We start from the raw sequence: 21,717 nt of genomic DNA, 5'->3' as shown, positions 1-21,717 counted from the left end.
GATGCCTCGGCCACACTGACAGCCCGTCGGGCGGAGTGCGGGATTCCCTCCCGACCGTCAAACCGCCTGGCAGGAATACGACACATGGATATACCGCCCATACACCGGCAAAAGGCGATGAACGCACCGTTCCGGAGGCGGTGAGCGACCACCCGAAGTCCGGCAATCGGCACAGTGCGGGTGGATCTTCATCCACTTTTGATCATCTTCTTGGTATTTTGCGGCTGTTCATCTGATTCACGCGGCCCGCAGGTTCCCGCCTGGCGGATTTCCGGCCCCCCGCACACCCCACCGGCCCGGGGGCGGACGGCGATGGTGGAGAACGGGACCGGTCCGCGGTCCCCGATCACGTCGACGCTGAGGAGCCGGCCCCATGACCGCACAGACCGACGTCCTGCTGGTGATCGGCAGCGGCCAGCAGCGCTACCGCGAATATCTGCTCGCCTCGGCCGCCGAACGGCACCCGGTGTGGCTGATCGACGCGGCCGAGCCGACCTGGCAGCGCCCCCATGTGACGGGCTGGAACGTGGTGCCCCTGCTCGACCGGGACCGGCTCGTCCCGGACCGCGAGCGCATCCTCGCCACGGTCCAGGAGATCGCCGCCGCGCACCGGATCGCGGGCGTCTTCACCTACGACGAGACGCTGGTGACGACCGCCGCGCTGATCGCCGAGAAGCTGGGCCTGCCGGGGCTCACCGCGGACGGCGCCGACCGCTGCCGCAACAAGCACCGCACGCGCGCCGCCCTCACCCAGGCCGGGCTGCCGCAGCCCCGCTTCGCCCTCGCGTACACCCTGGCCGAGGCGCGCGAGGCGGCGGCTTCGGTCGGCTTCCCCATGGTGCTCAAGCCGCGCGGGATGGGCGCCAGCATCGGCGTCGTACGCGTCGACGACCCGGCCGCGTTCGACGACGCCTTCACCATGGCCGAGCGGGCCGGGCACGGCGGTTCACCGGACTACGAGGGCGGTGTCCTGCTGGAGGAGTTCATGACCGGCCCGGAGATCAGCGTCGACGGGGTCAGCGTGGAGGGGGTGTACGAGCCGGTGTTCCTCGCCCACAAGCAGACCGGCTTCGCGCCGTACTTCGAGGAGACCGGCCATGTCGTCGACGCCGCCGACCCGTTGCTGACCGACCCGGAGCTGCTGCGCGTCCTCAGGTCGGCCCACGAGGCACTGCACGTCTCCACCGGCATCACCCACACCGAGGTGCTGTTCACCGCGCGCGGCCCCGTCGTGGTCGAGGTCAACGCCCGTCTCGGCGGCGACCTCATCCCCTGGCTCGGCGAACTGGCCACCGGCATCAGCCCCGGCCGCGTCGCCGCGGACCTCGCCCTCGGCCACCACCCCGACCTCACCCCCACCGAACACCGCACCGCGGGCATCCGCTTCGCCTACCCGCCCCACGACTGCCGCGTCCAGTCGGTGTCGGTCCCCTCCCCCACCACCCTCCCCGGCCTCCTCCAAGCCGAACCGATCGCTCCGGAGGGCACCGAACTCCGCCTGCCCCCCAGCGGCTACCTGAGCCGCTACGCCTACGTCATCTGCACGGCCCCGGACCACCCCACCTGCGAGAAGCGCCTCACGGAGGCGACGGCGGCAACCCGCTTGACGCACACCCCCCTGCCCTAGAACCACGTGCCCCGGGGCGACGAGACTGCCCGGATGAGCCACCGCCCCGCAGAAACCTGGGAACTGACGCCCCTGAAAAGCGTCGGACCGGTGACGAGGGCGTGGCCGGAGGGCGGCCGGTCCGGTCGTCGAGAGCGCCGGGGAGCGAAGAGGCAACGGGCAACACGGGCGAACCCCGATCCTCGACGTGTGCCTCGTGTCAAACTCGCTCTCGGATGCGAAGCGAGACAGGTCCGTCACGATGGGTGCCTGCCGTCGGGCTTCCCGTCGGTCGGTGAACGTCGAGCGGAGGTTCCCCGCGAGGGTGCACGGCTCTCGCGGTCGCTGTTCGAGGGGGAGGGCAGCATTGAGCACGGCTTCACGTTTCGGCCCGGAACTTCGCCGATTGCGGCAGGTGGCGGGGCTGACTCTGACCCAGTTCTCCGTGGCGCTCAATTACGACAAGGGGCATCTCAGCAAGGTCGAGCGCGGGAAACGTTCCGCCTCGCCCGAACTGGCCCGCCGGTGCGACGCCTTCCTCGGTGCGAACGGCGAGCTGCGGCGCCTGGTCGACGCCCCCGGGACCGGCTCGGACGCCGCCGAGACCTCCGGCTCCCCCGGCCCCGGGACCGTCAGACGCCGGGTGGTCCTCGCAGCGGGAACGGGGGCACTCGTCGACCTCCAGGGCGGCGGTCGGGCCTCCGCCGCCACAGGCTCCCTCCTCCCCTCCTTCCGCGCCCAGTTCGACCAGTTACGGAAGCTCGGGCAGTCCACCGCGCCGAAGGTCCTGCTTCCCCTGCTGGAGATACAGACGCGCACGGTCGTCGAGCTGGCCGCCGACGCCCCGTCCGCCGCTCGGGCCCGCGTACTCGTCCTCGCGTCACGGTTCGCGGAGTTCACCGGCTGGATGGCCCAAGAGGCAGGGGACAGCGGCGCGGCGCTCGACTGGACCGCCGAGGCCGCCGAACTGGCGCGCGCCGGTGGTGATCCGCACCTCGGTTCCTACGCGCTCGTAAGACGCGCCCTGGTCACCCTCTACGACGGGGACGCCGCGGCCACCATCGGCCTGGCCCGCAGCGCCCAGAGCGATGAACTCCCGCCGCGCATCAGAGGACTCGCGGCCCAGCGGGAGGCGCAGGGGCACGCCCTGGTCGGCGACGAACGCGCCTGCCTCCGCAGTCTCGACAAGGCACGGGAGCTGCTGGACAGCGACGACGCCCGCAGCGGCGCCGAGCCCGTGATCGGCACCACCCACGTGAACGATCCCGCGGCGATGACGACCGGCTGGTGCCTGTACGACCTCGGTCACCCCAAGGCCGCCGCCGAAGTCCTCGACCGGGAATACCGCCGCCTGTCGCCGTACGCGCTGCGCGCCCGTACCCGCTACGGCTTTCGCAGGTCCCTGGCCCACGCCGCCTCCGGCGAGGTCGAGCACGCGTGCGCGATCGCCGGGAAGCTCCTGGGGGTGATGCCGGCCGTCCCCTCGGCGACGGTGAACAGCGACATCCGGCGGCTGGCGCGCGAACTCTCCAGGTTCCGGAGCAGCAAGGCCGTACGCGATCTCCAGCCGACGCTGGCCCGGGTGCTCGCCCCCGCGCACGGCTGACCCGAAGCCCACGACCGACACCACCGCGCGCCGCCCGAACCGCCGTACGCCCTCCCGTGGACGCGTCATGCCGTCACACGGCCGGGACCTCATGTGTCCGGGCGCAAAGGCTGCGGGTCCGTACCCCTCGGCCTCCGTCGTCTTCCTCTCACGAAGGGAAACCCCATGACCGACGTCTTCGTCAACTACCGCACGGGCGACGAGGAATCCGCAGCAACCATGATCGCCCGCGAACTCGTCCGGCGGTTCGGTCAAGAGCGGATCTTCTTCGCCAGCAAGTCGATCGAGGCGGGACACCGCTTCCCGGGGGAACTGGTCAGGGCGCTGGACGAGTGCGCGGCGCTCGTCGCCGTCATCGGCCCGCGCTGGGCGGAGGTGCGCGGGGCCGACGACCGCCCCGCTCTCCAGTCCGAGCAGGACTGGCCCCGTCGTGAGATCCGCACCGCGCTCGACCGCGGGGTCCTGGTGATCCCCGTGCTCGTCGGACGGGCCACGCGGATCGACCCCGCCGTCCTGCCCGAGGATCTGCGGGAGCTGGCGGACTGCCAGTACAAGCGGTTCGACCACCGCAACGACCAGGCGGACCTGACGGCGATCGGCGACGCCCTCGCCCGGCAGCTGCCCGAGCTGGGTGCGGTGGACCGCGACGAGCGTGCCGCACGGGAGCGCGCGGAGGCGAAGTCCCGCAAGAAGAAGCGGTCGGGCGACGACGCCGGGCAGACCAGGATGCGGACGGGCAAGGTGCGCGGGGGCATCGGAAACCTCAACGGAGACCTGTCCGGCACCTTCCTCAACAAGCCGCAGGGGCCCGTGAACACCGGCCGCGGCCACCAGTACAACGCCCCCCACTTCGAGGGCGACAACACGGGGGTCCAGTACACGGCGGGGGACAACAGCGGCACGGTCCACCAGCGCTTCGAGCGCGAGCGCCGACGCTCGGACGACGAACGATGACCGAGCGGGACCACGTCACCGTCAACGATCCGCGTGGCCCGGTGAACAGCGGCGAGGGTCACCAGTACGTCTATTACGGCGCGGACTGGATGATCCGCAAGGGAGTCGAGTCCCTGCGGATCGGCATGCAGGACCGTGTACGTCTGGCCGACCGGTTCGCTCCCCCGGTGGGCTACCGCGCCGCCGCCGACCGTCTGGAGAAGCCGGGATCGGTGGTGCTGCTGGAGGCTCCGCCCGGCAGCGGGCGCCGTGCCGCGGCGATCATGCTGCTGCACGAACTCGGCGAGGACGAGGGCGCCGACGGGGTGGGGGACCGGTTCGACGAGCTTCCCGGCACGGAGAAGGAGGAGAGCCCGCTCGCCCCCGCCGAGGGGGACCGCTTCCTCCTCGACCTCTCCCGGATCACCGACGCGGAGGAGTACGGGGAGGCCCAGCGCCGCCTGGCCGTGCACCGGTCGCAGGTCCAGGAGGCGGGGGCCCACATGGTCGTCGTCCTGCCCTGGGACCTGGCGCACGCCCACGCGCCGGACCTCGAACCGCACACGGTGAAGCTGGGGCGCCCCCGGGGCGTCGCCGTCGTCACCCGGCACCTCCGCATGAACGGGCTGGCCTTCCGCTCCGCGGACCTGGGCGGCGACGGCCTCCGGCGTCTGTGCGACCGCTCCCCCCTGCGGGAACTGGCGCGGCTCGCGGGGCTGGTGAGGGCCGCTCGGGACAGCGGCCGGTTCGGCACCGACTTCGCGGGCTGGCTCGACCAGGCCATACACGCGGTGACCGACCGGGCCGGTGAGGTGAGCCAACAGGTGAGAACGGTCCTCACCGCGCCCGAGCGGGCCCTGCTGCTCACGACGGCGGTGTTCGAGGAGATGCCCGCCGACACCGTCTACGCGGCATGGAACGGCCTGATGAGGACGGTGCGGCACGAGGAAGAGACGACGACCGAGCTGGCGCGGACGGATTTCGGGGCGCGGCTGGCGGAACTCGGGATCGAGCGCGGCCCGGACGGCCGTCTCCGCTTCGCGCGGCTGGCCTACGCCGACGCGATGCGGACGTACTTCTGGGCGAACTTTCCCGGGATACGCGACGACCTCAGGAACTGGATCGGCCATGCCGCCGGACTGCGCGGTCTGACCACCGACGACCGGGTGAAGGTGGTCGTCCGCTTCGGTGAGCACTCCCTGGCCGTCGGACGGCCCGACCACCTGATCGACCTGGTGGTCCGCTGGACGGACGGCGCGACCGGGGCGCCCCGTGACCCCCGCGCCGTGGCGGCCCTCGAACTCGGCCTCGGTCACGAGGGGTTCGGCGGGCGGTTCCGCAGCTGGATGTACCACTGCGTGACCTCCAGGACCTTGCCGGACAGCCTGATCCGCGTCCTGACCGCCGCATGCCTCCAGAGTCTCGCCGCGACACACCCGGATCAGGCGATGGTGCGGCTCCGTCACCTCGCCGTACGGGAAGGGGAGGCGGCGCGTGAGGCCCGGAAGGCACTGCTCGGCCTCGTCGGCCGTGACCATCGGCGCTACCGGCTGCTGGTGGAGAGCCTGCGGAACCGTGCGCGCCGGGAGCCGCACCGGTCGGAGCCCCAGCTCCGGCTGCTGACCGAGGTGTCGAGGAGCGACCGGGCACCGGACCCGCCCCCGTGGCCGGTCCTGTTCCGGGGCTGGGAGACGGTTTTCTCCCAGCCGCCGACACCCCTCTGGAACCCGTTGGTGCGGAGCTGGCTCGACGCCGCGGCAAACGACCCTTCCCGGGAGGCGGCGCTGGGCGGGATGGTCGCGGCGACGCACGGCCGCACGGCCGCTCTCCACCGTCTCTACGCCATCGCCTGCGACTGGTCGGGGCCCGGGCGCCAGCCGTCCCGGGCAGCCGTCGCCGCCCGCTTCTGGGAGCACATCGACCACGCGCAGTACGCCCGTGCCGAGGGTACGGAGCATGCGGGCGCCGGACCACGGACCACGGAAGAGGCACGATGAGACACCGCTTCCCCAGCCTGCTGTTCGTCGCGCTCTGCGGCTTCGCACCGGCAGTGCTCGGGCACTTCATGCACTGGTCGGCGTGGCTGTGGGGCTTCCTGTCCATGGTCACGGTGTCGGGTTCCCTGCTGCTCGTGATGACGGTGCTCAGCGGTGGCCGCGCATCGGCCCGTCCGCACGAGCCGGAGGACTCCGAGACGCCCGCCGCGCCGGTGGAGCCGCCGTACCAGGAGACGCGGGTCGTCGAAGCGGCCCTGCCGAGCGCCGTGGACGGCTACGACTTCCTCTTCTCCGCCACCGTGTGGTGGCGGCCGGTTCCCGGCCACCCCGACCGGTCCGACGGCGCTTACCAGGCCCTCTCCGTGTCCTCGATCGTCAGCCGGGCCCTGAAGGTCGTCCACGGCGAGGAACCCGGCCGGGCGAGCTTCGCCCGGTACCTCCTGGAGGGCGAGCTGGCCGTCTCGCTCCCGGACCGGAGCGGACGGGTGGAAGCCCTCGCGTCCGACGTCACGCTGACCCTCGCCCACGCCGACCGCGAGCGCCTGCGGAAGCTGAACGACCTCCGCAAGGACGAGGAGATCTGGGAGTACGAGCGTGAGCACGAGCGCAACAAGCGCCGCTACCTCGGTGACGACGTGCTCAAGAGCGCGGGCAGCGCGGTGGTGTGGTGGCTCGCCCGCCACGAGGACGAGATCGAGAAGGCGGTCGGCATGATCGGCCCGCTCGCCCAGATCTCGGCGGCGGCCAACGACGAGGAGGTACCCGAACTCTTCCACCACCTGCTCGTCCCTCCCATGGGCGCGCGGAGCGAGGCGACCGTCGGGGATCCGCTGTGGGGCGGGACAGGGGAGACATTCGACCGCGAGAAAGAAGTGGGGGTCACGGACCGGCTGCTCGTACTGCTCGCGGCACTGGGTCTGAAGCCGGACATGGACTCGTACACGGTGTTCGTGCACCGTTTGGTACGGAGCCTGGAAGCAGAAGGGCTCGTGGAGGCGGCCGAGGAGATCAGGCGGACCCTACTGACGCCGACGGCGGACGACGGCGACGATCCAGAGGCCGAGCGGCCACAGAACCCGGAGGATGAGCCTCCGGACGACATGCCCCCACCGTCCCCCTGGGACGCACAGGGGCCCGCCCCCGAAGAGCCGGACCCCATCTGACTCGACCAACCACAAGGCTCTGACCTGCGGCAGGGGTGCTGCGCACCCATGCCCGAAGGCGGTCCGGCACCACCCTCACCTGTTCGCGCTGATGTGCTGCCCGGCTTGCCACACCGTCCACAGCCGTTCGTAGGTGCCGCCGGCGGCGAGGAGTTCGTCGTGGGTGCCGGTCTCGGTGACGCGACCGGCGTCCATGACCACGATCCGGTCGCACGTGGCGGCTTGGGAGAGCCGGTGAGCGATCACGATGCCGGTCCGGCCGGCAAGGACCGCCTCCGAAGCGCGGTCGAGCCGCTCGGCGTGGGCGGAACCGGCCTCGGCGGTGGCTTCGTCGAGGATCGCCAGTTCCGGGTCGGCGAGGAGCAGCCGGGCGAGGGCGAGCTGTTGCGCCTGCGCCTCGGTGAGCGGGTGTCCGCCGATGCCGACCACCGTGTCGAGGGCATCCGCCGACAGGTCAAGGAGACCGCCTGCGCCGGTGGTTTCGAGCGCGGCACGGATCTCGGGGTCGGTGGCGTCGGGGGCGGCGAGCGTGAGGTTCTCTCGCAGTGTCCCGGCGAACACATGTACTTCCTGGGTGATCACCGCAGTGCCGGAGGGACGGATCACTGTCCCTGCGTCAGGTCGGTGAACGCCCGCGATCACGGCGGCGAGCGTGGTCTTCCCCGCCCCGGACGGGCCGACGATCGCGAGGTGCTGACCGGCCGGGATGTCGAGGCCGATGCCGTCGAGCACGAGGGGACCGTCGGCGTAGCGGAACGCGACCTCGCGGAGCCGGACGGCGGTGGCTGTCTTCGCCGGGTCCGCCGGGTCCGCCGACCTCGTCGACGCGTCGGCCGCGTCCACGGTCGGCATCGTGACGACTCCGATCATGCGGCTCAGCGATGCGAGGGCCGACTGGAGGGTGTCGATGACGAACAGCAGTTGGTTGACCGGCCCCAGCAGGCGCAGCACGAGCAGCATGGCGGTGGTGGCGCCGCCGACGGTTGAGGCTCCGCGGTCGACGAGGACGAATCCGACGACGAGCACGGCGGCCAGGCTCAGGCATTCGCCGAGGTTGAGCCGGGCGTTGAGCATGCTCTGCACGGTGCGTGCCCGCAGCGACCGCACCGCGACGCCCCAGGAGTCCGACATCACGGCGCGATGGCGTCGCTCGGCGAGCCCGAAGCCGAGCACGGTGGCGTACCCGCGCTGGGACTCGAGGATCTGCTGGGCACGCCCGCTCATCGCCGCGCGCTCGGCCCGGTACACCCGGGGCCCGGTGCGCAGGTACCACCGCATGGCGAGCGCGTAGACGGGCAGTACGACGGCGAACGCGACCGCATAGGGCCATTCCAGCGCCGCGAGCCCGCCCAGCGACACCACGATGGTGAACGCGGTGACGGTGAGCGCGGGGATCACCGCGGGGGCGGCATCGGCGACGGCGGTGACGTCGTCGCTGGTCCGGGATATCAGGTCCCCGGTACCGGCGCGCTCGACGAGGTGCTGCGGGAGCGTCATGGCGCGGCTCACCAGCCGCTCGCGCAGCGCGGCGAGGACGGTGTGGTAGATGCGGGTGGCGAGCACGATCGCCACCGCGGTGCCCGCGGCGCCGAGGGCGCCCGAGAGCGCCATGACGACCGTGACCGTCAGGACGGTGCCGAGATCCGCGGTGCCCGTCTGCACCCGGTCGACGAGGTATCCGATCGCCACCGGCGGGATCAGGTCGACGGCGGTGCTGACGATCCCGGCCACGCCGACGGCGGCGAGCCGGAGCCGGTGTCCCCGGCTGAGCCGCCGGACCTCCCTGGCCGTCGCCCGGCCGCCCGCGACGGGCAGCGCGTGCCCGGTCGTAGCGGATGCCACGCTCATCCCACCGTCCTTCCGTGCAGGGGTGCGTCCTCGGACAGGTCCACGACGGACAGGTCGACAACGCGGTCGCAGCGTCCGAGCAGCACCGGGGACGAGGCGATCAGCAGCGTCGACCGGCCCGCACGGGCGCCGCGCAGACGCACCGCGATCGCGTGCTCGGTGACCGGGTCCACCGCCGTGGTCGGGTCGTGCAGCACGAGTACCGGCGCATCGCTCGCCAGTGCTCGGGCGAGCGCGATCCGCTGGCGCTGGCCGCCGGAGAGGCGGTTGCCGTCCTCGCCGACCGGGAGGTCGAGTTCGGCGGCGAAGTCGTCGCACGCCGCGGCTCGCACCGCGGCATCGATCAGCTCGGGCGCACCGGCGCCGACGGTGAGGTTGTCGCGGATCGTTCCGCTGAACAGTGTGGTCCGGTGCGGCGCGACCGTGACCCGGGAGCGGTACTCCTCGGCGGTCAGCTCCCGCGCCGCGATCCCGTCGAGCCGCGCCTCCACCTCGCCCCCGGCGCGCGGGTCGAGGAGCGCCCGGGCGATGCGGGCGGCGGTCCGGTCGTCGGCGCGCACGCCCACGAGCTCTCCGGGGTCCACGCGGATCGTCGCAGTCGGCGCGGACACCTCCAGCACCGGCAGCGGCGCGACCTCGGCCCCCGTCGTGTCGTCCTGCCCGGGGCTCCCGCCGCCGTTGCCGCGCAGCACGTCGATGACGCGCGCGGACGCGGCGCGGGCTCCGGCGAGGTTGGGGATGGAGGCGCTCGCGATCGACTGGATCTGCGGCAGCAGCGCCTGCGTGAGGCCGACGGCAGCGATCAGCTCGCCGATGCTCAGCCGCCCGTCCACGGCGAACCAGCCCGCAAGCCCCATCACCGCGGCGACGAACGTGCCGCTGACCGCACCCGAGCCCGCGAGGAACCTCCCAAGGAGCCCCGCATTGCGCTGGGCCCCGACAAGGGTCTCCTGGCTCGCCTGCCGGTACCTCCTGGTCGCCTCGGCCTCGGCGCGTATGCCCTTGACCACCCGGTAACCGGCGACCAGATCGGTGGCCCGCCCGACGGTGGAGGCCAGGAGCTCCTGGTACGCGCGGGTGTCCTGGGAGAGCCGCTCGCTGAGCACGCCCATCAGCCACACCGCGGCAGGTGCGCCCAGCAGCACCACAAGCCCGAGCAGCCAGTGCGTCGCCAGCAGCGATACGGCGATGAACCCGATGGCCGCGATCCTGGAGACCGGCAGGATCACCAGGATCACCGCGTTGGCCAAGCGGGCGACGTCGCTGGTCATCACCGAGACGACGCCCCCGTCCGGCGCCCGGTCCGCACCGCCGACCGGATGCAGCACGGCGGTCGAGAGGGTGCTCCGGAGCCGGTGCTGCAGCAGCTGCACCGCATACGAGGTCAGCCGGTTCGCCATCTTCGCCGCCACCGTCAATACGGCGTACAGGGCCACCAGCACGCCGAGCCACAGCACCAGCTGCCCCGTGTTCCCGGTCGCCAGCGCCCGGTCGATGGCCACCCCCATCACCACGGGGACCGCCGACTCGCCGACCTGCCACACGACCGCCAGCAGCATCCCGGGAACAGTGACCCGCTTCACCGAGAAGATCACCCGCAGCAGGAACCGCCCCGGCGTGACCCCCGCCCCGGCCTCGAACGGGGGAGCCTCGGTCGGTTCGGGAGGCGCCTGCAGCAGCACCGGCAGCCGACGGGTCAGAGGTCCTCGCCCCAGTCCTGCGGTGTCGGCGCCCGGGAAACGCGAAGAGCCGCTCACGCCCGGCTCCCGTCCCCGCTCCTGAGCGGGAAGCACCAGAGCAGGGCGTCGGCGAAGAGTCCTCGCCACCATGCGTAGTCGTGTCCGCCGGCGAACTCCCGGTAGCGGGTGTCGTAGCCCTTGCCGGTGAGCACGTGGTCGAGCCAGCGGCTGTGCGTGAGCGACCTCTCCAGCTCACCGACGTCGTGGAAGACGCGGATCGGTGCCGTCTCCGCGGCCAGGAAGTCGGCGATCAGTGTCGGTACGGGGGTGCGGTGCAGCAGCTCGCCTGCCCCGGTGCCCCACGTGAGGCCGGGGTGGTACCCGCACGACGGGGACTGGAGGATGGCGTTGCCGAACGTCGTCGGGTGGTGGAGCGCTGTCCACCCGGCGCACAGACCGCCGAAGCTCTCGCCGGCCAGCGCGACGTCGGCGGGGTCGCGCGCGAGCGGATACCGGTGGTGGAGCCACGGCAGCAGTTCTTCGACCAGCATCCGGGAGAACGCCGGGTCGCAGAGCAGCTCTTCGTAGCGCCGCGGTCCGAGCTGATCGACGAGGACCACCGCACAGGGCCGGATCAGTCCCGCCTCGACGAGGGCATCACGAACGCTCGGCGCGCTGTGATCCGGTGTCCCGTCCAACTGGATCACGAAGGGCAGTGCGCTCTCGTCCGCGAACTCGCCTGGGGGCATCGAGACCCAGACGCGTCGTTCGTTTCCCAGGAACTCACTCGCCAGCACGGCGGAATCCATGGCCGGGGCCGGACGCGCTTCGGCCCGGTCGAGCCAGGGCAACGGCACCGCGTCGGGCAGCACTGCCACCGAAGCCCCGGAGAACCGCTCCACCGAGCACTCCGAGAACCTCGGCGGCGGGTTGAACGGGTCCGGAACCTGTTCCCCCTCACCCGTCGGCCCACGTCGTACGAACACGTACGAGAAGCGCAGGTCGGAGCGCGTCCGCAGGGTCAGAACACGGAAAGGCGTCCCCGCGACCGGGGCGAACTCCGTGCCGACCGGGTTGAAGCCGATTCTGGGGCCGATCACCACCGAGAGGGTGACCGTCGTGTCGTCTCCGGGCTCGTCGACGAAGGTCACCTCCACCTCGTCCGCGGAGACCCGCTCGACAAGCGGTGTCCCTGTCTCCCGGAGATGTCGTCTGAACCTCTCCGTGCTCCACTCACCGGTCGACAGCTTCTCGACAGACGGATCAGACATGTATCGCGCTCTCCGCATCAGTGGGGTCGGCGGACCTGTGCCGGGTTCGTTCGCGGCCGAGCGGCACCACCTGGGGGCTGCCGGTCACCGGATCGGACAGCACCAGGCAGCGCAGACCGAACACCTCCTCGACCAGCTCGGCCGTGACGACGGTGATCCCGTCCGGGGCGATCGAGGTCTGCGGCAGCAGTCCGACCCGCCGCGCCACCTCTTTGGTCCTGTACGAGTTGATGTCGGCGCCGTCGAGGACGATCTGCCCGGCCGACGGCTTCAGCAGCCGGGACAGGCCGCGCAGCAGGGTGGACTTGCCGCACGCGTTCGGGCCGACGATGACCGTGAACGACTCGTCGGGGATCGCCACCGAGAGGTGGTCGGAGATGATCCGCTTGTCGTAGCCGACCGTCGCCGACCGCACGCTCAGGCGCGCGGTGTCGGTCGAGACTGCGCTCACAGGCGTCTCCTTGCTTCGGTGAACAGCAGGAATCCGAGGTATCCGCCGCCGAGCACGACGGTGACGATGCCGACCGGCAGTGGGGTGGGGGCGATGTGCTGGGCGAGGTAGTCCGACGCCAGGCACAGCAGCGCCCCGACGAAGGCGGCGGGGACGAGGGTGATCCCGGCGGTGCGGGCGAGTCGGCGTGCGATCTGGGGGGCGACCAGGGAGATGAACGCGATCGGCCCCGACGCGGCCGTGACCGTCGCCGTCAGCGCCACTCCCACCAGGATCAGGCCGAGGCGTGCGGGCGAGACCCGTACCCCTTGCGAGGCGGCCACGTCGTCCCCCAGCTGCATCTGCCGCATCGGCCGGCTCAGCATCCCGGCCGGCAGCAGGAGTACGGCGATGCAGGCGCCGCCGATGACGACCTGGTTCCAGGCCACGCCGTTGAGCGACCCGGCACCCCACGCAGCCGCGGACATCGCCTGGTCGAGGTCGGCCTTGAGGATCAGCCAGGTGTTGAGCGACCCGAGCATCGCCGAGACGCCGATGCCGACGACGATCAGCCGGAACCCCTGCACCCCTCGCCGGTAGGCGAGCACGTACACGGCCAGGGCGGTGGCCATCCCGCCCAGCAACGCCCCGCCGACCAGCTGCGCGTAGGTGCCATTGACGACCAGGATCACGACCAGCGCGCCGGTGTAGGAGCCCTGGGAGAACCCGATGATGCCGGGGTCGGCGAGAGGGTTGCGCAACAGTGACTGGAAAACCGCCCCGCTCACGCCCAGAGCCGCGCCGAACACCAGCGCCGCGACCACCCGGGGCAGCCGCCATTCGACCACGATCTCCTGGACGAAGCCGGATTCCCGGCCGGTCAGTGCGGAGAGCACCTGCCCGGGACTCAGCGCGTACGAGCCGGTCATCAGCGCGAGCACCGCCGTACCGGCGACCGCGACCGCGAGCACCGTGCAGACGACGACCGAGCGCCACTGGAGCCGGACCGCGATCCGCCGGTGCCGCAGCACCAGCACCCGACGCCCGAAGTCCACCCGCGGAAGGTGTGTGTTCACAGTCCGCTCGCCTTCTTCCGCCGCACCAGCGCGACGAGGACGGGAGCGCCCACGAAGGCGGTGACGATGCCCACGGGGATCTCACCGGGCCTCATCACGACGCGGCCGAGGATGTCGGAGATCAGCAGCAGGCTCGGGGCGAGGAGGATGCTGTAGGCGAAGATCCAGCGTTGGTCCGGGCCGACGGTCCAGCGGGCCACGTGCGGCACCATGAGTCCGACGAATCCGATGGGTCCGGCGATCGCGGTGGCGCCACCGGCAAGGAGGGTGAGTGCGATCACCGCGAGCACACGGGTGCGTGCCAACCGGACCCCTTGGGCGACCGCCAGCTCGTCACCCAGAGCCAGAGCGTTGAGCGGGCCCGACACCGCGAAGGCCAGGACGAGCGCCACCGCGAAGAACGGCAGGACCGGCCATACGACCTCGAGCGGGCGACCCGCGACCGACCCGGCGTTCCAGTACCGCATCGCGTCGAAGGCGTCCGGGTCGGCCAGCTGGAGAGCTTCCCTGGCGCCGCCGAGCACGGCGCCGACGCAGACCCCGGCGAGCACCATGACCACCGGCGAGGAGGCCTTCCGTGTCGACCCGAGGGCGAGCACCAGGAGCGTGACGATCAGCGCCCCCACGAACGCGAACCACATGTAGCCCCGCGCTTCGCGGACGCCGAGCAGACCCACGGCGACCGTCACCGCGAAGGACGCACCGGCGTGGACGCCGAGGACACCCGGATCGGCCAGCGGGTTGCGGGTGAGCGCCTGGATCAGCGCGCCCGACAGACCGAGTGCGACGCCGACGACCAGACCCACGATCGTGCGCGGCAGCCGGAAGTCGCGGATCGCGAACTGGTCAGGGCTGGCAGACGGGTGGAACAGTGCGTCCCAGATCACCGCGACCGGGATGGCCTTGGAGCCGACCATCACGCTGAGCGCCATCAGCACGATCAGCACGGCGAGGGCTGCGACCAGCCCGATGGCACGGCGGCGTCGATACGAAACCGCGGGTGGCGGGCCTTCTGTGAGGATCGCCGCTTCCATTGCGTCCACGAGCGTCATCCGGCCTCGGGCAGCGCTGCGAGCGCCTCCTTGAGCGACTTGAGCGTCGGGACCTTCTCATACGTGCCGCGCCGTCTCAGGGGTGTCAAGGTCATCGCCGTGCTCTTCTTTTCCTTCGTCGTTGCGGGTGAGGGTCGGTTGGTGTGCGACGGACGCTCGGCGCGGCGTGGGCCGCTGTGTCACTTGCTGCTGCTTTTACTTCGTGGAGAGCGTCGCCAGAGCATGGTCCAGCGAGTCCAGGTACCGCAGGACGGGCCCGTAGGAGTTGTTGCCGGGGCAGAAGACCCCCAGCGCTCGACCGGAGTTCACGGCGGGCAGCGCCTTCCAGGTGTTGGTCTCGACCACCGGCTTGAAGGGCGCTGTCGGCCGGCCGTCGGCGTCGACGGGGTAGGTGATCACGTCGTACTTGGACAGCTCGCTGATCTGCTCGAACGGCAGGGATGCGTAGGCCAGGGGGTCCTTGCCCTCGGCCGCCTCGGGCAGGTCGAGGCCGATGTCGTCCCGGGCGATCTCGGAGCAGCCGATGTCCGCGATGTAGAACGTTCCGGGATCGCTCCAGTCTCCGCGGGAGATGTCGACGAACGAGGTGTCGTCGATGGTCTTGCGGTAGGTCTCCTGGATCTTGGCGACCTTCTTCTTGAACTCCGCCGTCTGCCGGCTGAGCGTGTCCGTGACGTTGCCGGCCTCCGCGATCTCGCCGGCGAAGGTCTTCCACTCGGTGTCGAGCCCCCAGAGCACGGTCGGGGCGATCGACTCGAGCCGCTTGCCGACCTTTTTCCAGTCATTCGATGAGAACTGGACCAGGATGAGGTCCGGCTTGAGGCCGGCGAGCTTCTCGAGGTCCACCTCACCACCGCTGGTGCCGATGACCTCGGCTGCCTCGTACGCGTTCTTCTGTTCCTTCGGGAGCACATCGAGTTCGGACTCGGACGCCTCGGTGACGCCCACCGGCTTGCCACCCAGATCGATGAAGGGGAGGTTCGTGTTGCCGATCGTGACGATCCGCCGGGGGTCGGCGGGAATCTTGACGGTGCCGTTCTCGGCCTTGACGCTGCGGGTCTCAGCGGCGGCCTTGTCGTCGCCGTCACCGCCGCAGGCGGTGAGGACGAGCGACGTGCTCAACAGGGCGGCGGCGAGGACCGTGCCGCGCCTCGTCACAGGCGTGCTGCTCATGGTGGTTTTTCTTTCTCTTCTTGCCCGGGTGGAGGGGTGTGCCCGGGTGGAGGGGATCAGTCAGCGGTGGCGCGGACGAGTTCGTGGACGGTGGTGCCCAGACCGACGGTGCGCGCCGACCTGCGCGTGAGACCGGCCCGGGCGATGACGGCGTCCAGCTCCGCCGCGGTGCGCAGGCCGGAGCCGTGGCAGACCAGGCCGATCAGGTCTGCCTCGCCGTCGTGCTCGTCGAGGTCGTCGGTGTCGAAGACCTCCTCGATCAGCAGCACGCGTCCGCCGGGGGTGAGGTTCTCCGCCGCCCGGCGCAGTGCGTGAGCGGCGTCGGCGTCGGGCAAGGTCTTGAAGGCGCGGCTGATGAGCACGGCGTCGGCTGCCGGGCCGGGCTCGAAGACGGACTGCTCCAGCACGCCGACCCGCGTGCGCTGCGACGCGTCGGGAATCGTGGCGGGCAGGTCGCGGCGCAGCCAGTCGGCCTGGGCGGGCAGGGCGCAGATCGTCACGCGCAGGGTCTCGTGGGCCGCGACGTACTCGCGGGCGTGAGCACCGGCACCACCGGAGTGGATCACCAGGTGCCGGACTCCGGCGAGCAGGCCGGACGTGGCGATCGGTCCGGCCAGTGCGGGCTGGAACTTCGCCAGGCGCTCCAGGTGACGGTCCTCGTAGTCCTGCTCGGCCCGTACGTCGGCGAAGGTCTGGCCGGTGACCGAGGCGTAGGAGGACCGGCCGGTGCGGACCGACTCCGTGAGTCCGTGGATGCCGAGCATCTCGCGACCGACCACCCCGGTGGAGTGGAGCCCGTCGGCGATGAACTCGAGGGTGAGGACATCGCCGACCGGCGTAAGGGCGTAGTGACACGGTTCCGTCGCTGTCAGCACGTCCAGGGTGTGCAGGTAGCGCAGCAGCTTGCCCAGAGCGCGCTCGTCGGCGCCGGTCTTGGCGGCCAGCTCGGTCACGCTGGTCACGCCGCGGGAGATCAGCTCGGGAACGCCCAGTTCGACGGCGGTGCGGATCGCGATCGGCGCGACGAGTTCGGTCAGGTCGTGGAGCTTCTGGAACGGGGTGACGGTCCTCTCCGGGTCGGGTATCGCCCCGTCGGTCTCCAGGGCGACGACCGGGGAGCGACGCCAGTACCCGGCGAAGTCGATGTCCTCCTTGGGCACACCCCGGTCCTCGACCAGGTGCCGACGGATGTCCCGGACGGCCGTGTGCTCGCCGGCCAGCCACACGAACGCCTGGCCCGGCCACCACTGCGTACCGCGGACGGCCTCGGTGAGCGGCGAGGCGGTCCCGGCGGTCGCTCCGGAGCGGACCAGCCACGTCACGTCCACCCCTGGCAGCTCACGCAGCTCCTGGCGGTGGGCTTCCTCGGCGATCTCGATGAACACCTGCGCCCGGGCGTCGGAGGGGAGCTCGTCGAGCAGGCGGCCGATCGCGGGGAGCGCGGTGTCGTCGCCCGCCACGAGCCACCAGTCCGCGCCGACCGGGAACGCCTTCGACATGCGCGGGCCGCTGAGGTGGATCCGCTCCCCCGGCCGGGTGCGGTAGGCCCATGTCGTTCCCACGCCCACCCCGTGCTGGACGAAGTCCACGTCCAGCTCGCCCGCCTCGAGGTCCCACCGGCGGACCGTGTAGGCCCGCGACAGCGGTCGAGGATCCTTGGGCACGGTCAGCTTGGCCTCGCCCTGGACCGGGAGTACCGGATCGCGATGGCCGGGGTACGGGAAGTAGAGACCGAGGTCGTCGTCGAAGCCCTGGGACTCGAAGGCCGGCCGCGCGAAGCCGGCCGCGGTGGTGAAGGCGCGCAGCTGTTCGCCGCTCAGTGTGACCCGCCGCATCCCCGGGGTGATGTCGACGGTCCGGACCACCTCGACCTCACGCAGTGTCGGCGGGTGCACGGTGATCGGGCGCGAGGTCTTGGGCATGCGGGAAACCGGACTTCCTCATGGCTTCGGGGGAAGGAGCCGCGCGCCGGAACCAGGAGGGCGCGCACAGGTAAGGTTAGGGGAACCTTACTTCAGATAGCGTGCGCAGACTGCCGTACGGTTAGGACATGGCCATGGCCTCATCGTTCGCCGCGGGTTCCGGCTGCCCTCCGCCGATTCCGGGTGCGCAGTGGAGCGCGGCGGACACGCCCGTTCGACCGCTGCTGCTGTGGGTGCGCACCGGCACGGCACACGTGCGCCTCGACGACGGACCGGAGCTCCGCCTCAGGACCGGCGAAGGCGCCTGGATTCCCGCGGACGGCCGCGCGACGCGGGCGATCACCACCGAGCCGGGCACGGTCGCCTTCCCGCTGTGTCCCCACGCAGGCGTCGGCGCTCGGGGGTGGTCGGAACTGACGCGGTTCGAGGTTCCCAGCGGCTGGCAGGACTGGTTGATCCAGCTCTTCAACCTCCAGGTCACTCCGTTCAGCGACCGCGGGTACTCCCCCGAGGCGATCGAGGAGCTTCTTCGTCGTCCCGGCTCGCACCCGCCGGCGCCCGCCGTGGCCGGGCGGGAGGCAAGCCCGGAGGGGTTCGTCCCGCCGGCGATGCCGCGAGCTCGCGGCGCCAGAGCGGTCGCCGAGGAACTGATGCGCGACCCGGGGCTCGACCTCACGGTCGAGAGGTGGGCATCGCGGGTGCTCTGCAGCGCGCGCACCCTCCGCCGCGACTTCCTCGCCGACACCGGACTCACGTTCGAGCGGTGGCGGCTGCTCTGCCGACTGGGCGCCGCCGTGGAGTTCCTCGCCGCCGGTTACGACGTGGACCAGGTGGCCGCTCTGGTGGGCTTCGCCAGCCGCAACGGCCTCACGCGGGCCTTCAAGGGACAGTTCGGACTGACCCCCCACGAGTTCGGCCGGGGACTGTTCGCCCGGCCCGGCGCCGGTGGACTGACACAACGGGCGGCGGCGGCACGGCAGACCGACGACCTGATCCGGATGGTGCGCGAGACCGGCACTCCCGCCGCGCCCGAGACCTTGCCCGCGGCCAGCACGCCGTCACACACCAACGACATCCACGTCCTCAGCTGGATGTACCGAGGCAGCGGGTACCTGGACATCGCCGACCGGCGCTACGAGCGGGAGCGAGGCGTGGCGACCTGGATACCGGCGGACATGGAGCACGTCACCGGCCTCCGCGAGAACTCCGTCTCCCTGCCGCTGGGCAACGCGAGTACCGCCGACCTCCACCTGACCGCGCCGCTGCAGGTGCGGTTCTCGCCCGCGTGGGACGACTACTTGATGTTCTGCTCGATCAGCGCCCGGTCCGGACTGCGTCCCGACGACCACGATCCCCGCCACATCCTCGGCCTGTTCGCGGAACAGGTCGCCGTGCAGCGAGCGCTGTCGGTGCCGATGCCCACCGATCCGCGCGCGCGTGCTGTCGCGATGGAGTGGCTGCGTCGTATCGGCGAGCCTGGCGGGACGCATGATGCCGATGTCCGTGCCGAGATCCACCGCGCCTTCCGCGACGAGACGGGTATGACACTCGGCCGCTGGCGTTACGCCGCCCGCATGCGCATCGCCCGCGACCTTCTCGCCGGGGGCGCCCCGCCCAGTGCCGTCGCGCGCCGGATCGGGTACGCCCACCTCCCCACGTTCAGCGCCGCCTTCTCCCGCTTCCACGGGCTCTCCCCACGCGAATACCAGGAACGCGAGGTGGCCGACATCCGCTGAGAGGACGTCCGCGCCCGCTACACCCAGGCGTTCGGAGCCGCAGGAACTCGTCCAGGACCCGCCCGCACAGCTCGCGCCCGACCGCCTCGCCGACCCTTCCCCGATGCCGTACGCCGTCTCCGGCACGGGAAAGACCAAGGGCCCGACCCCGAAGAGCCGGACCCTCTCTGACCTGCATGTTCGCCAGATCAGCGACGTGGTGATGCGTCAGCCGCTACACGTTGAAGCGGAACTACCCCACAGGGACCTGACCTGCGGAAATACGGGCATCCCAGCACCATCCCAGCACCGGAACCCGCGACAAAGTACAAGAAGGCCCCAGGAGCGCCAACGCTACCCGGCATGACCCACAGTTTCCGAAGTCTGCGGAACCTCCCACACGCCACATCAGACCGGTGCCGCCTCTCTAATCCCCGCCGGGCAGCACAGCACCACGCTCGCTAAATGTCTCCTGGGACACCGGCGGCCAGCCCCAACGCCCGGCCACAGCCCAGAATCTACGTCTGGACCTCGGGGCCCGCGCGGGTGTCCACGGATCCCACATACGTCCCCCGGCCTGCCGGGACACAGCCATGAGCTCCTTCGTCTTCGCAGTTCAGCCTGTACAGCCCCAGTGGATGGAGCAGGCGTCTTCTAAGCACCTGCTACACCAGGCATCCCGCACCTCTTCCCCGCCGACCTGCGGCATGCCTCCCGGGCCGCGCCGGCGGCTGAGAAGAAGGGCAGGCAGCCAATGCGATGCTGTCAGTGTTGCCCGCCGGCCAGAAGATGGCCGTGGGCGCAGGTCAGCAGGTGGACCAGGGCGGCGAACAACACAAAGACGGCCGCCGCTCCCCCATGCGTCGAGGCGGTCGGCAGAGCGCCCGAACCTCATCCTTACAGATACGCCGTACCCTGACCTCCGACTCACCCTCAGAAGTTGGCCAGGCGGATCTCGTAGCAGTCGCCACACATGTCCATGTCGGGGACGAGTTCGGCGGCCTGGTCACAGAAGGTGCAGACGCCTTCATATGTGGATCCGCAGTCGAAGCAAATCCAGGAGTCCTCTTCGGGCGAGCTGGCCAACGGAGTGCTGATCACGGAGTAGGCGCCGCAGCTGCTACAGCCGTTGAGGTCGCCGCCTCCGTCGGTGATGCTGACGTGCTTGCTGGAGCCGACGAACTCCCACGAGGCGTCCTCGCCGGTGCCGTACTGCCTCGCGCACAGGAGGCAGGCGAGATCCTGGGCTCCTGCGTCGAGTACGACGGTGAACTGACCGCAGGAGCGGCACGAGGCCGTCGAGCTCTCATAGCCGTCCAACCGACTGCGCAGGGTCTCCATGCGCAGGGCGAGGAAGTCCGTGAGGTGCTTGAAACCGTCGCGTACCTGCTCCATGTGCTGCTCAACCGACCATGCCTCATCGGTCTCGTGGACCTGGGGCAGGATGTCGGTGTTGATGAAGCCGACCAGCAAATCGAGTACGGGAACGGTGCGCGCCTGCACGGCGAGGACCGTGTCCTTCAACCCGAAGTGCATGATCCGGTTGCGGAGGCTGCCCAGGGCCCTGAGGCCAGCGTCCTCCGGATCGATCGTGCTCTCGATCCGCACAGTGTCACGCAGACGTTCGATCGCTGTTTTGACGCCGCAGCTTTTGAAGTCACCGGCCTCGTGCTTGCGCTGGTCGAACAGCTCCACCTTTGTCCACACCAGCGCCGGATCGTGCATCTCCAGCCGGGCCTTCAGCAGCGTCTCAGCCGCAGCCTGGAGGTGCAGGACCGCGTACTTCATGTCGCGCGGTCCCGGCTGCCCGTCGTCACCAGACAGTGAGCCGACCGCACTCACCAGGAAGTCGAGGCCGTTGACCAGAGCAGGGAAGTGGAGGTCTGCCGGTTGCGGCCCGGTACCGGTCACCAGCGAACCCCGTACGCCTTGTCGTCTTTCACCCTCATCGCCCTCCCCCTACGTCAGGTGCCGGATTCTCCGGGAAGAGTACCGGCGAAGGGCTGCCCCACCTCCGGGACAGCAGACGTCGGGAATGAGCGAAGGACCCTGCAAGCGCCTCATGCGCCACCTGTCCACCTGCATCCTGTCCACCACGCCCCCCTGATCGCGGTGACCACGCTGGCCAGACATCTACGCGAGGCAGCACAGTAGTCCTGAGCCGACAGATGGGCACCGGGCCTCGACTCTGCACGAGCGGCCCCTTCCGAGCTCTCTGGGGCCAGCCGGAGCATCGACGCCTACTG

General features: G+C 70.9%; 14 protein-coding genes and 1 pseudogene. 6 read left to right on the top strand and 9 right to left on the bottom strand.

Going from position 1 to position 21,717, the window contains the following annotated elements; translation table 11 throughout:
* Positions 1-373 precede the first annotated feature (373 nt).
* From B079_RS0102830 to B079_RS0102810, 5 genes are all read left to right on the top strand, one after another.
* The gene (locus tag B079_RS0102830) at positions 374-1,627 is read left to right on the top strand and encodes an ATP-grasp domain-containing protein (RefSeq protein WP_018544258.1); all 1,254 of its coding nucleotides are present in this window, start codon (positions 374-376) and stop codon (positions 1,625-1,627) included.
* Positions 1,628-2,012: 385 nt separating this feature from the next.
* Positions 2,013-3,212: a helix-turn-helix domain-containing protein gene (locus B079_RS0102825; protein ID WP_018544257.1), complete on the top strand. Its 1,200-nt coding sequence runs from the start codon at positions 2,013-2,015 to the stop codon at positions 3,210-3,212.
* A gap of 165 nt (positions 3,213-3,377) precedes the next feature.
* Positions 3,378-4,166: a toll/interleukin-1 receptor domain-containing protein gene (locus B079_RS0102820; RefSeq protein WP_018544256.1), complete on the top strand. Its 789-nt coding sequence runs from the start codon at positions 3,378-3,380 to the stop codon at positions 4,164-4,166.
* Positions 4,163-6,142: a hypothetical protein gene (locus B079_RS0102815; RefSeq protein ID WP_018544255.1), complete on the top strand. Its 1,980-nt coding sequence runs from the start codon at positions 4,163-4,165 to the stop codon at positions 6,140-6,142. Before B079_RS0102820 ends, B079_RS0102815 begins: the two co-directional genes overlap by 4 nt.
* On the top strand, positions 6,139-7,305 hold the full coding sequence (locus tag B079_RS0102810; RefSeq protein WP_018544254.1) for a hypothetical protein: 1,167 nt from the start codon (positions 6,139-6,141) through the stop codon (positions 7,303-7,305). The genes B079_RS0102815 and B079_RS0102810 overlap by 4 nt, the downstream gene beginning before the upstream one ends.
* A 75-nt stretch (positions 7,306-7,380) precedes the next feature.
* Here the strand turns inward: B079_RS0102810 and B079_RS0102805 are convergent, their stop codons facing one another.
* The 8 genes and pseudogenes from B079_RS0102805 to B079_RS0102765 form a co-directional block, all read right to left on the bottom strand.
* On the bottom strand, positions 7,381-9,153 hold the full coding sequence (locus B079_RS0102805) for an ABC transporter ATP-binding protein (protein WP_018544253.1): 1,773 nt from the start codon (positions 9,151-9,153) through the stop codon (positions 7,381-7,383).
* A complete protein-coding gene (locus tag B079_RS0102800; protein ID WP_199779852.1) occupies positions 9,150-10,910 on the bottom strand; it encodes an ABC transporter ATP-binding protein in 1,761 nt (586 codons plus the stop codon). The genes B079_RS0102805 and B079_RS0102800 overlap by 4 nt, the downstream gene beginning before the upstream one ends.
* Positions 10,907-12,103 (bottom strand): alpha/beta hydrolase, encoded by a 1,197-nt coding sequence (locus B079_RS33160; RefSeq protein ID WP_158684934.1) that lies wholly within the window; start codon positions 12,101-12,103, stop codon positions 10,907-10,909. The genes B079_RS0102800 and B079_RS33160 overlap by 4 nt, the downstream gene beginning before the upstream one ends.
* 130 nt (positions 12,104-12,233) lie before the next feature.
* Positions 12,234-12,554, bottom strand: a pseudogene (locus B079_RS33565) (ATP-binding cassette domain-containing protein); the annotation flags it as partial.
* Positions 12,551-13,588 (bottom strand): FecCD family ABC transporter permease, encoded by a 1,038-nt coding sequence (locus B079_RS0102785; RefSeq protein ID WP_018544249.1) that lies wholly within the window; start codon positions 13,586-13,588, stop codon positions 12,551-12,553. The gene B079_RS0102785 and the pseudogene B079_RS33565, both read right to left, overlap by 4 nt.
* Before the next feature lie 17 nt (positions 13,589-13,605).
* Positions 13,606-14,661, bottom strand: a complete 1,056-nt coding sequence (locus B079_RS0102780; protein WP_018544248.1) for an iron chelate uptake ABC transporter family permease subunit — start codon at positions 14,659-14,661, stop codon at positions 13,606-13,608.
* Positions 14,662-14,856: 195 nt separating this feature from the next.
* Complete coding sequence (locus tag B079_RS0102770; protein WP_026248285.1) at positions 14,857-15,834, bottom strand: ABC transporter substrate-binding protein; 978 nt, start codon at positions 15,832-15,834, stop codon at positions 14,857-14,859.
* 56 nt (positions 15,835-15,890) lie between these two features.
* Positions 15,891-17,756, bottom strand: coding sequence for a siderophore-interacting protein (locus B079_RS0102765; protein WP_018544245.1), 1,866 nt, complete (start codon positions 17,754-17,756; stop codon positions 15,891-15,893).
* Positions 17,757-17,884: 128 nt separating this feature from the next.
* Here B079_RS0102765 and B079_RS0102760 point away from each other — a divergent pair, with 128 nt between their 5' ends.
* Positions 17,885-19,492 (top strand): helix-turn-helix domain-containing protein, encoded by a 1,608-nt coding sequence (locus tag B079_RS0102760; protein WP_199779851.1) that lies wholly within the window; start codon positions 17,885-17,887, stop codon positions 19,490-19,492.
* A gap of 912 nt (positions 19,493-20,404) precedes the next feature.
* On the opposite strand, the gene B079_RS33155 is transcribed toward B079_RS0102760, so the two are convergent.
* Complete coding sequence (locus B079_RS33155) at positions 20,405-21,382, bottom strand: hypothetical protein (RefSeq protein WP_018544243.1); 978 nt, start codon at positions 21,380-21,382, stop codon at positions 20,405-20,407.
* Positions 21,383-21,717: the final 335 nt, after the last annotated feature.

The organism is Streptomyces sp. LaPpAH-108 (assembly GCF_000373625.1).
Taxonomy (GTDB): domain Bacteria; phylum Actinomycetota; class Actinomycetes; order Streptomycetales; family Streptomycetaceae; genus Streptomyces.
This window is presented reverse-complemented; position numbering and strand designations above follow the sequence as displayed.

Excerpts from the sequence above, each read along its gene's own strand:
- B079_RS0102810 (WP_018544254.1), top strand. The coding sequence starts at position 6,139 with ATGAGACACCGCTTCCCCAGCCTGCTGTTCGTCGCGCTCTGCGGCTTC.
- B079_RS0102815 (WP_018544255.1), top strand. The coding sequence starts at position 4,163 with ATGACCGAGCGGGACCACGTCACCGTCAACGATCCGCGTGGCCCGGTG.
- B079_RS0102780 (WP_018544248.1), bottom strand. The coding sequence starts at position 14,661 with ATGACGCTCGTGGACGCAATGGAAGCGGCGATCCTCACAGAAGGCCCG.
- B079_RS0102760 (WP_199779851.1), top strand. The coding sequence starts at position 17,885 with ATGGCCATGGCCTCATCGTTCGCCGCGGGTTCCGGCTGCCCTCCGCCG.
- B079_RS0102770 (WP_026248285.1), bottom strand. The coding sequence starts at position 15,834 with ATGAGCAGCACGCCTGTGACGAGGCGCGGCACGGTCCTCGCCGCCGCC.
- B079_RS33160 (WP_158684934.1), bottom strand. The coding sequence starts at position 12,103 with ATGTCTGATCCGTCTGTCGAGAAGCTGTCGACCGGTGAGTGGAGCACG.
- B079_RS0102765 (WP_018544245.1), bottom strand. The coding sequence starts at position 17,756 with ATGCCCAAGACCTCGCGCCCGATCACCGTGCACCCGCCGACACTGCGT.
- B079_RS0102805 (WP_018544253.1), bottom strand. The coding sequence starts at position 9,153 with ATGAGCGTGGCATCCGCTACGACCGGGCACGCGCTGCCCGTCGCGGGC.
- B079_RS0102830 (WP_018544258.1), top strand. The coding sequence starts at position 374 with ATGACCGCACAGACCGACGTCCTGCTGGTGATCGGCAGCGGCCAGCAG.
- B079_RS0102820 (WP_018544256.1), top strand. The coding sequence starts at position 3,378 with ATGACCGACGTCTTCGTCAACTACCGCACGGGCGACGAGGAATCCGCA.